Source organism: Cellulomonas septica, from assembly GCF_012396155.1.
In the GTDB taxonomy this organism is placed as follows: domain Bacteria; phylum Actinomycetota; class Actinomycetes; order Actinomycetales; family Cellulomonadaceae; genus Cellulomonas; species Cellulomonas septica.
The window spans coordinates 1-7,753 of the sequence record NZ_JAAXOY010000109.1 but is presented as its reverse complement, the minus strand read 5'-3'; the positions used below and the strand labels follow the sequence as shown (position 1 = coordinate 7,753).

General features: G+C 72.3%; 2 protein-coding genes and 2 pseudogenes. 2 read left to right on the top strand and 2 right to left on the bottom strand.

Annotation, left to right across the window (positions count from 1 at the left end):
• Together HGA02_RS06335 and adhE are read left to right on the top strand one after the other, a co-directional pair.
• On the top strand, positions 1-858 hold an 858-nt coding region (locus HGA02_RS06335; RefSeq protein ID WP_168678307.1), incomplete at its 5' end, for a chromate transporter.
• A 212-nt stretch (positions 859-1,070) separates the two neighbouring features.
• A pseudogene (adhE, locus tag HGA02_RS06330) lies at positions 1,071-3,725 on the top strand (bifunctional acetaldehyde-CoA/alcohol dehydrogenase); the annotation flags it as partial.
• Positions 3,726-3,884: 159 nt separating this feature from the next.
• Here the strand turns inward: adhE and HGA02_RS06325 are convergent.
• A pseudogene (locus HGA02_RS06325) lies at positions 3,885-5,990 on the bottom strand (molybdopterin oxidoreductase family protein); the annotation flags it as partial.
• Between the two features lie 88 nt (positions 5,991-6,078).
• Positions 6,079-7,464, bottom strand: a complete 1,386-nt coding sequence (locus HGA02_RS06320) for an MFS transporter (RefSeq protein ID WP_168678305.1) — start codon at positions 7,462-7,464, stop codon at positions 6,079-6,081.
• Between the last annotated feature and the right edge of the window lie 289 nt (positions 7,465-7,753).

Below are 7,753 nucleotides of genomic sequence, written 5' to 3'. Positions count from 1 at the left end.
CTCGCCGCGGGGCTGGCGGGCTGGCTGCTCCACCGCGTCTCCCCGCACCAGATCGACCCGCCGACTCCGCGGGCCGACGCCGACCCCGAGGGCCGCACCCCGCTGATCCCCGACGACGCGCTGCACGCCGAGCGCCCCTCCGGGCGGCGCACCGCACGCGTCCTGGCGATCGGCCTGGCCGTCTGGGCCTTGCCGGTGCTGGCGGTGCTCGCGGTCACCGGCCGGGACAGCACGCTCACGCACCTCGGCACGTTCTTCTCCGGCACCGCGGTCGTGACGTTCGGCGGCGCGTACGCGGTGCTCGCGTACGTCGCGCAGCGCGCGGTCGAGACGTACGGGTGGGTGACTCCGGGCGAGATGACGCGGGGCCTCGCGCTGGCCGAGACGACGCCCGGCCCGCTCATCATGGTCGTGCAGTTCGTCGCGTTCCTCGCCGCGTACCGCGCCCCGGGCGACCTGGACCCGTGGGCCGCGGCGGTCGTCGGCGCGCTGCTCGTGACGTGGGTGACGTTCGTGCCGTCGTTCCTGTTCATCTTCCTCGGCGCGCCCTACGTCGAGCGGCTGCGCAGCAACCGCGCGCTCAGCGCCGCCCTCACGGCCGTGACCGCCGCGGTCGTCGGGGTCATCGCCAACCTCGCGCTGTACTTCACGACGCACACGCTCTTCGCGGAGTCGACGCCGACCGCACTCGGCCCGCTGCGGCTCGACCTCCCCGACGTCGGCACCCTCCAGCCGTGGTCGCTCGCCATCGCCGTCGTGGGCGGGGTGCTCGTCTTCGCCCTGCGGTGGTCGGTGCTCCGCACGCTCGCCGTGTGCGCCGCCCTCGGGCTCGCGCTGGGCCTCGCCGGCCTGCTCTGACCAGCCCGCGGGCCCCGCGACGCCCGCCACCCGGGACCCAGGTCCCGGGTCCCTCACCTGCGGTTTCGCTCCTCACGGGGTCCCCGTGCCATCTCAGGACCTTCGGCTCAGTCATCCGATGACTGGTCCCCCTAGCGTCGAAGACGTCAACGGCGACGACTCCAGCAACCGCCCGGAGACACACCCCCGGGCACCGACCAGGGGAGCACACGGTGACTGTCACCGAGTCCGGCACCACCCGCACGACCAAGGCCAAGAAGGCCGTCGCGACCGCGCCCGCCGCGGCCGCCCCCGCCGCACCTGCGCTCCCCGAGGACCAGGTCGCGACCGCGATCGACCAGCTCGTCGCCAACGCGACGAAGGCGCTCGCCGAGTACGCGCGCTTCACGCAGGAGGACGTGGACCGCTTCGTCAAGAAGGGCTCCGTCGCGGCGCTCGACCAGCACGGGCAGCTCGCGAAGCTCGCGGTCGAGGAGACCGGGCGCGGCGTGTTCGAGGACAAGGCCGTGAAGAACATCTTCGCGTGCGAGCACGTCACGAACTCCATGGCGGACCTCAAGACGGTCGGCGTCATCGCCCGTGACGAGCTGCGCGGCATCACCGAGATCGCGGAGCCGGTCGGCGTCGTCTGCGGCGTCACGCCCGTGACGAACCCGACGTCGACGGCGATCTTCAAGTCGCTGATCTCGCTCAAGACCCGCAACCCGATCATCTTCGCGTTCCACCCGGGCGCGCAGCGCTCCTCGGTCGAGGCGGCCCGGATCGTGCGCGACGCGGCCGTGGCGGCCGGCGCCCCCGAGCACTGCATCCAGTGGGTCGAGACGCCGTCGATCGCGGCGACCAACACGCTCATGAACCACCCGGGCGTGAGCCTGATCCTCGCGACCGGCGGCAACGCGATGGTCCGCGCCGCGTACTCGTGCGGCAAGCCGGCCCTCGGCGTGGGCGCGGGCAACGTCCCGGCCTACATCGAGAAGACCGCCAAGCTGAAGCGCGCCGTGAACGACGTCGTGCTCTCCAAGGCGTTCGACAACGGCATGATCTGCGCGTCCGAGCAGGCCGTGATCCTGGACGACGAGATCTACGACGCCGCGATGGCGGAGTTCGCCGTCCTGCACGCCTACCTGGCGACGCCGGCCGAGAAGACGATGCTCGAGCAGTTCATCTTCGGCGTCGACGCGCAGGGCACGAACTGCGGCGACGCGAGGCTCAACCCGACGGTCGTGGGCAAGACCCCGCAGTGGATCGCCGAGCAGGCGGGCTTCACCGTCCCCGCGGACACGTCGATCATCCTGGCCGAGGTCGGGTCGGTCGGCCCGCAGGAGCCGCTGACGCGCGAGAAGCTCGCACCGGTCCTCGCGGTGCTGCGCGCGACCACGACCGAGCAGGGCATCGCGCTCGCCGAGCAGATGGTCGAGTTCGACGGGCTCGGCCACTCGGCCGCGATCCACACCCGCGACGACGCGCTCACCGAGGAGTTCGGCAGCCGCGTCAAGGCCGTCCGCGTCATCGCGAACGCGCCCTCGTCGCTCGGCGGCATCGGCGACATCTACAACGCGTTCATCCCCTCGCTCACGCTGGGCTGCGGCTCCTACGGCCACAACTCGGTCTCGAACAACGTCTCGGCGGTGAACCTCATCAACGTCAAGCGCGTCGGCCGGCGCAACAACAACCTGCAGTGGTTCAAGGTCCCGGCGAAGACGTACTTCGAGCCGAACGCCATCCGCTACCTGCAGGACATGCCCGACGTCGAGCGCGTCACGATCGTCACCGACGCGACCATGACGACCCTCGGCTTCGTCGACAAGATCATCGACGTGCTCAACCGCCGGCACACGAAGGTCGCGCTGCAGATCATCGACCAGGTCGAGCCCGAGCCGTCGGTCCGGACCGTGCAGAACGGCGCGGCGCAGATGCGCCACTTCCGCCCGGACACGATCATCGCGCTCGGCGGCGGCTCCCCCATGGACGCCGCGAAGGTCATGTGGCTGCTGTACGAGCACCCGGAGATCAACTTCTCCGACCTCAAGCAGAAGTTCTTCGACGTCCGCAAGCGCGCCTTCAAGTTCCCGACGCTCGGCGAGCTCGCGCAGCTCGTCTGCATCCCGACGACGTCGGGCACGGGCGCCGAGGTCACGCCGTTCGCGGTCATCTCCGACCCCGACGCGGGCAAGAAGTACCCGCTCGCGGACTACGCGCTGACCCCGTCGGTCGCGATCATCGACCCCGTGCTCACCGCCAAGATGCCCCCGTCGCTCGCGGCGGACTCGGGCTTCGACGCCCTGACGCACGCGACCGAGGCGTACGTGTCCGTCTACGCGAACGACTTCACCGACGGCATGGCGCTGCAGGCGATCCGCCTCATCTTCGACAACCTCGCGATGTCGGTGAACGGCGACCCGACCGACCCGGCCACGCGCGACGCCCGGGAGAAGATGCACAACGCGGGCACCATCGCCGGCATGAGCTTCGGCAACGCGTTCCTCGGGATCGTGCACGCCATGGCGCACGTCGTCGGCTCGACGTACCACCTGGTGCACGGCCGCACGAACGCGACGCTCCTGCCGCACGTCATCCGCTACAACGGCACCGTCCCGACCAAGCTCACGAGCTGGCCGAAGTACGAGCACTACGTCGCCCCGGAGCGGTTCCAGCAGATCGCGCAGATGCTCGGCCTGCCGGCGGCCACCCCGGCCGAGGGCGTCGAGTCGTACGCGCTGGCCGTCGAGGCGCTGCGCTCCAAGGTCGGCATCCCGTCGTCCTTCCAGGCGCAGGGCGTCGCCGAGCAGGAGTTCATGTCGCGCCTCGACGAGGTCGCCATGGGCGCCTACGAGGACCAGTGCGCCCGCGAGCGCGCGCATCGCCCGCGCACCGTCGGTCACGGCGTCGTCACCGGTCGTCCCGTCGGGGCCGAGGGGGGAACCGCCGGGCGACGGGTCCACCTCGCCCGCGCCGGTCGCCGCCGGCATGCCCGCCACGGGAACGGGCGGCGGCGCGACCGGCGTCACGGACACCGCGCACACCTTGAGCTCCGGCTGGAACGACAGCGGGTCGACGGCGTCGTTCGTGACGGCGTTGACGGACAGGTACTCGCCGAACAGGTCGTTCCAGTGGAACGGCGCGAACAGCGACCCGGGCCGCACGCGGTCGGCGACGACGGCGGGCAGCACGGCCCGGCCCCGCCGGGAGGCGATCTCGACGGTCGCGCCGTCGGCGACGTCGAGCCGTGCCGCGTCGTCGGGGTGCAGCTCGACGAACGGGCCGGGGTTGAGCTTGTTGAGCTTCGCGACGCGGCCCGTCTTGGTGAGCGTGTGCCACTGGTGCTGCACGCGGCCGGTGTTGAGCAGGAACGGGTAGTCGTCGTCCGGCATCTCCTTCGCCGGCAGGTGCGGCCGCGCGTGGAAGACGGCCCGGCCCGACGGGGTGGCGAACCGCAGGCGCGGGACCGTGCCGTCGTCGTCCACCAGGAGCGGCTGGTGGACCCCGTCGTTGAGGTACCGGACGGGGTTGCGCGCGGGCCCGTCAGGCGACGCGGACGGCCACTGCACGGGCGCGGCGCGCAGCCGGTCGTACGTGACGCCGCGCAGGTCGTAGCCGGTGCGGGGGTTCGTGGTGCGCCGGATCTCCTCGAACACCTCCTCCGAGGAGGCGTACGCGAAGCCCGGGTAGCCCATCGCGGTCGCGACGCGCGCGATCAGCACCCAGTCGGGCAGCGCCTCTCCGGGCGGGTCGAGCGCGCGGCGGGCGAGCGTCATGCTGCGCTCGCTGTTCACCATGACGCCGTCGGCCTCGGTCCACATCGCCGCGGGGAGCACGACGTCGGCGTACGCGTTGGTCTCGGTCTCGGCGTACACGTCCTGCGTGACGACGAGCTCGGCGTTCTCGAGGCCCTCGATGACGGTGCGGCGGTTCGCGACGGACGCGACCGGGTTGGTGCAGATCACCCAGCACGCCTTGATGTCGCCGTCGGCCATCCGCTCGAACATCTCGATCGTGCCGCGCCCGACGCCGTCGGACCGGATCGTGCCCGCGGGCAGGTCCCAGAGGTCCTCGACGAACGCCCGGTCCGCCGGGTCGAGCACCGTGCGCTGCCCGGGCAGGCCGGGGCCCATGTAGCCCATCTCGCGGCCGCCCATGGCGTTCGGCTGGCCCGTCAGGGAGAACGGCCCGCTCCCCTGCCGGCAGATCGCGCCCGTCGCGAGGTGCAGGTTGACCAGCGCGTTCGTGTTCCAGGTGCCGTGCGTCGACTGGTTGAGCCCCATCGTCCAGCAGGACACCCAGTTCTCGGCGCCCGCGAGGAGCGCCGCCGCCGCCCGCAGGTCGTCCTCCGGGACGCCGGTGATCCCCGCGACGACGTCCGGCGGGTAGTCCGCGAGGAACGCCGGCATCGCGTCCCAGCCCTCGGTGTGCGCCGCGACGAACGCGTCGTCGACCGCGCCCGCCTCGACGAGCAGGTGCAGCAGGCCGTTCAGCAGCGCGATGTCGGTGCCCGCCTTGACCTGCAGGAACAGGTCGGCCTTCTCCGCGGTCGCCGTGCGGCGCGGGTCGACGACGATCAGCTTCGCGCCCGCCTTGACCCGGTCGAGCAGCCGCAGGAACAGGATCGGGTGGCAGTCGGCCATGTTCGCGCCGATCACGAGGAACACGTCCGCGTGGTCGAGGTCGTCGTACGACCCCGGCGGGCCGTCCGAGCCGAGCGACAGCTTGTAGCCGGTGCCCGCGCTCGCCATGCACAGCCGCGAGTTCGACTCGATCTGGTTGGTCCGCAGGTACCCCTTGGCGAGCTTGTTCGCGAGGTACTGCGCCTCGATGCTCATCTGCCCCGACACGTACAGCGCGACCGCGTCGGGCCCGTCCCGGTCGACGATCTCGCGCAGCCGCCGCGCGACGGTCGCGATCGCGTCGTCGACGCCCGTCGGGACGGGCTCCGACCCGCGCTCGGGCCGGACGAGCGCGGTCGACAGCCGCCCGCCCGCCGCGAGCAGGTCGGCCGTCGTCGCGCCCTTCGTGCACAGCCGCCCGTGGTTCGCCGGGTGCGCCTTGTCCCCGCTGGCCCTGCGGACCGTGCGGCCCGCGCCGTCGTCGACGACGTCGAGCAGCACGCCGCAGCCCACACCGCAGTACGAGCACACGGTCGCGACCTGGGTCGTCGCCGTGTGCTCGTGCTGCGCGGTCGCGATCGCCGTCACGCTGGGATGTCCTCCGGGGCCGGGGGCAGGGTCAGATGACGGTGGAGCCGAAGGCCGAGCCGCGACGCCGGTAGACCGCCCACGTGGTGAGGGCCATGACGGCGTACGTCCCGACGATCACCCAGAGTGCCGCCTGGATGTTTCCGGTCAGTGACGTCGAGACCGCGAACCCGCGGGGCACGAGGAACCCGCCGATCGCGCCCACGGCGCCCGCGATGCCGATGCAGCCCGCCGCGGCCTTGGCGCGGCTCGCGCGCGTCTCGTCGGTCGCACCGAACCGGAACACCGCCGGGATCATCCGGTAGACCGAGCCGTTGCCCGCGCCCGTCGCCACGAAGAGCAGCAGGAACGACAGGAAGAACCCGAGGAAGTGGTGCGCCCGCAGCGCGAAGATCGCGCCGACCGTCCCCGCGGCCATGACCGCGAAGGCGGCGATCGTGACGGTCGAGCCGCCGAACCGGTCCGCGAGGATGCCGCCGACGGGCCGCGCGACCGAGCCGACGAGCGCCCCGGCGAACGCGATCGACAGCGTCACCTCGGGGAACTGGGCCTGGAGGAGCGTCGGGAAGGCGCCGGAGAAGCCGATGAACGAGCCGAACGTCCCGATGTAGATGAACGAGATGATCCACGTGTGCTTGTCGCGCGTCGCGACGCCGTACGCCCGCGGGTCGGCCTTGGCGTTCGACAGGTTGTCCATGAAGCGCCAGGCCAGGAACGCGGCGAGGATCGCGAGCGGGATGAACATCAGCCCCGCGCGCTCGAGCTGCAGGCCCGCCGCGCCGACGACGACGAGCGGCACCGCGAACTGCACCGCAGCGGTGCCGATGTTGCCCCCCGCGGCGTTCAGGCCGAGCGCCCGGCCCTTCTCCGCCTCCGGGTAGAAGAACGAGATGTTCGCCATCGACGACGCGAAGTTGCCGCCGCCGACACCCGCGAGCGCCGCGATGCCGAGCAGGGCGCCGAACGACGTCTCGGGGTTCTGCACCGCGATCGCCAGCGCGCTCGTGGGGACGAGGAGCAGGAGCGCGGACACGATCGTCCAGTTGCGCCCGCCGAACAGCGGGACCGCGAACGTGTAGGGGATGCGCAGCGACGCACCGACGAGGCTCGGCACGGCGATCAGCCAGAACATCTGGTCGACGGTCAGGTCGAAGCCCGCGGCGGGCAGCCGCGGCACGACGATGCTCCACAGCGCCCAGACGGCGAACCCGAGGAACTCCGCGAAGATCGACAGGCCGAGGTTGCGCGCCGCGATCGCCTTGCCGACCGAGCGCCACTGGGCGGTGTCCTCGGGGTTCCAGCCGTCGATCCAGCGGCCGGGGCGGACGGTGAGCGGCGCGCCGGTCGCGACGGGGGTCGCGCCGGTGGTGGTCGTGGTCGACGCCTCGGCGTCGGGGGTCGCGAGCGGTGTCGCCATGGGGACCTCCGGGAGGGATGGGGGCTCGGACGCAGGCGACGCTACGAACGGCATGTTTCGTCCCACCCACCGGGTGCGTTGCGCGGCGGGAACAGTTCCCGCACGGGGTGCCGGACGCGGCTGTGAGGTCGCGGCCGCGTCAGGGCAGCGGGCGGAGGCGCTGCTCGGTGTGCGGCACGGTCAGCACGAGCGGCGCGCCGACACGCAGGTCGAGCGCGGCGAGGTCGGCCGGGCGGACGTCGACGAGGACGTCGCCGCGGGTCCGGACCCGCACGCCGGTCGTCCCCGG